We start from the raw sequence: 3,041 nt of genomic DNA on the forward strand, positions 1-3,041 counted from the left end.
ACTGTTACAATAAGTGTCCGAATCAATTATGAAACAAGTACTGTAGCATGCAATGAAACATTATAATAAATAGTGACTGATACTAATACAAAGAGGATGGATAAAAACACTTCAACAGAGGATGGTACTGTAAATGTGAATCCCATTATGCAATGATGTTTGAGTTCTCACGTTATGATGACATGTGTAATATGATTTCCCTCTGTATATTTCTGTTAGATTTCAAAAAGAAGTAGATTTGATGTTGACCTTCATCCTTTTCATTACTCTTGATGACTTCCTTCATCAAAGGAAACCTTTAACACCAAGAAATATCTTTTCATCGATCCGTCAATTTGCCTTCAATCAAAGGGCAATTAATCAATCAATTACATGACAGATACTTATTTATTTGACAGACACTTATGACAGACACTTATTTAAAAATATTGAATGAATAACATTAGCTTATTTATCAGTTAATGTTATTCATTCAATATTTTCGGAGCTGATCAATTTTCATTTGTTAACAGGAATTTTGAGCCCGAACATCAGTAACACAAAGTGATTTGTAAATGTAGTTCACTTTCAGTAGGCGTTATGTAAATGAATTACAATTGTATCAAACGATGGAATGCCTTTACCGTTTTCTCTTCAATCCGTATAAAATGCTTTCATCGAAGAAAGAGCGATGGTTACACGATACGATGGATGAATTTCATATAAAATATTAAAACATGCATAAAGTTCGCGAGTTTGCCAATCAGATGTTGTTTTGCCATTTCTACGAGTTCATCTCTGGTTTTCTCTCTTCTTTTTAGAAAATATTTTGTGGTTGATCGATCAATATTAATTAAGTAGAGGGAAAAGTGAAGAGTTGAAATTTTTAGCCTGTTCTCATTTAGCCAATCAAATTTAGATCTATGAAGGGACGTAATGAATGCATAGCATACGGTAACGAAAAAATAATTACTTTTTCTCATGTCAATGTCAATCAATTCCTCTCAAAAGCCATAAATAATAACAATAGGATTAACCTTTGGACTTTTTATAGAAGCATAAGTGGAAGCCGCAGAGCATTTTCAAATTGCTCTTCTATCCTGTAAATGTGCAGCAATTCTTATTTCTACAATGTTTTTCATTCTGAATTATATTGCCTCGAAAGAATTAAATTTAGCGTATCATTTTTGCTTTGAATGAATATGTGAAATATTAGGATGATATGCTTTTAATGGTGACAATTCTGTTGACACCTCCTTAAATTTGTTGCAACAATTTTATCAATCCATTCGATGCATTTTAAAATTATTTTAAGTTTGTTTTCTCATATTTATCTGAATGAATTCATTTCGTATAGATACCGTTCTAAATTTATCATATCTGTATATTCAGTATTTCCAATATAACGCTTATGTCTCAAATCCACAGTTAGTAATTTGTCGACATGCATATACATACCTATTTTCATCAATGTAAAATGTTGGTAGTAAACATAGCCTAATTAACGATATTATAATGATAGATGAATCCGTTGAGAAATTTCAACGTTGAATACCAACAATTTCAACGGAATCTTTCCTAACTTCAACACTCATTTCTTACAGTATTTGGCATTGGTCGACAACTTGCGCCATATCATTTCCTGCTTGATATATTTTATTCATATTTGGAAGTAAAAAACATTAACTACGCATTTTCGTATTTTCGTCATTTTGGCTTGCATCTGAAACAAAGGGAAAGTGCATTTGTCGGAGTTTGGTATTACTTACTTTTCTTAATTATACTTTTAATTACTAAAGTATATCGACAATTATTATATGTTAATGCTTTTGAAATCTCTCTCCGCAATATTATGTGTTGCAATTTCTTTCAGAAATTTTATTATTGATTCATGGTAATGAAAATTTCATATGATACTAATATATACTATGTTTAGCTTGTTAAATCATGCAAAGAACAGAAAATTTCGAAATATTCGAAAAATCTGGAATGTTTGAAATGGAAACGTTACAGAGATTTAAAAATTTACCTAAACCTATTGGTTATGAACTTAAACTGAAGAATACAATTTCGTCATTAACACAAAGGAATCACATGAATTCGCCAGGTTTGTTTGATTTATCTATAATACTTTTGCTAGGACTTTTAAATTTCTTTTCCTACATAAAGAATTGCTTATGATTAATATTAAATTTACAGGACCTTCTTCGTTGAGACAGACTGAAAAATTATCACTTGAAGAGGATTCAAAGATAGAAAAAGGATATTGGACACCATGGTCGGATGACCGAATAGAAAAAGCGATCGCCGAAGCACTCAATTTAAAAAAAAATGGTATCAGTCATTTATAATAATAACAATCATTTTTTTCTCTTGTTTTTTTTTCTTATGTGTTCCAATAATATAGTACACAATTTCAGATTTCACAACAGCAATATCATCTGCAGATACAATATTATCCAAAACACAACAGTGCACAACAAAAATAGAAATTACACAAAATATGGCTACGCTTGATGTGGAACATGAAAATAAACAAACGGATCAGTTATCTGAAATAATTTCCTTATCACCCATATCTCGACATCCGAGAAAATCAAAAGCAATGAAAAGCAGGTTAGATAGGCAATAATATAGTGGAAAATTTTTTTTTCTTGCATTTTAAAAATAATACTTGCATTAATTGCAAATGCAAAACATAGATCCAAGATTGACAGCAAACATACAGAATAATGATACAGTTTCAGGAAGGATTTTGTGTGGAATCCGAATGCATTGCCGTTTGTTCCGTGTAATTTAATCAATAACTGGAACACTAAATCGAACAATTATTATTCAATAGTAAATACCATTCGAACTAGCGATACACCATTACCATTCTTGTCAGGACCCATTGGGGCATCATCGGTATGTACTGGATATTTAGCTCGTGTTGATCAACAGGTCAACCAACATTAGACATTATTTCTATTCAAACAATTGTTTGATTATAAAATAACATGAAAGTTTGAATGACCACTAGGCTCATTGCCATTAAATTACATTATTGATTGATTGTTACA

General features: G+C 30.5%; 1 protein-coding gene. It reads left to right on the forward strand.

Annotated elements, in window-relative coordinates; genetic code table 11:
• Window positions 1–2,189 precede the first annotated feature (2,189 nt).
• Window positions 2,190–2,330 carry a hypothetical protein gene (locus tag IHO13_RS05585; protein WP_225538645.1) on the forward strand — a complete coding sequence of 47 codons (141 nt, stop codon included), beginning with the start codon at window positions 2,190–2,192 and terminating at the stop codon, window positions 2,328–2,330.
• Window positions 2,331–3,041: the final 711 nt, after the last annotated feature.

It is taken from the genome of Wolbachia endosymbiont of Mansonella perstans, assembly GCF_020278605.1.
In the GTDB taxonomy this organism is placed as follows: Bacteria; Pseudomonadota; Alphaproteobacteria; order Rickettsiales; family Anaplasmataceae; genus Wolbachia.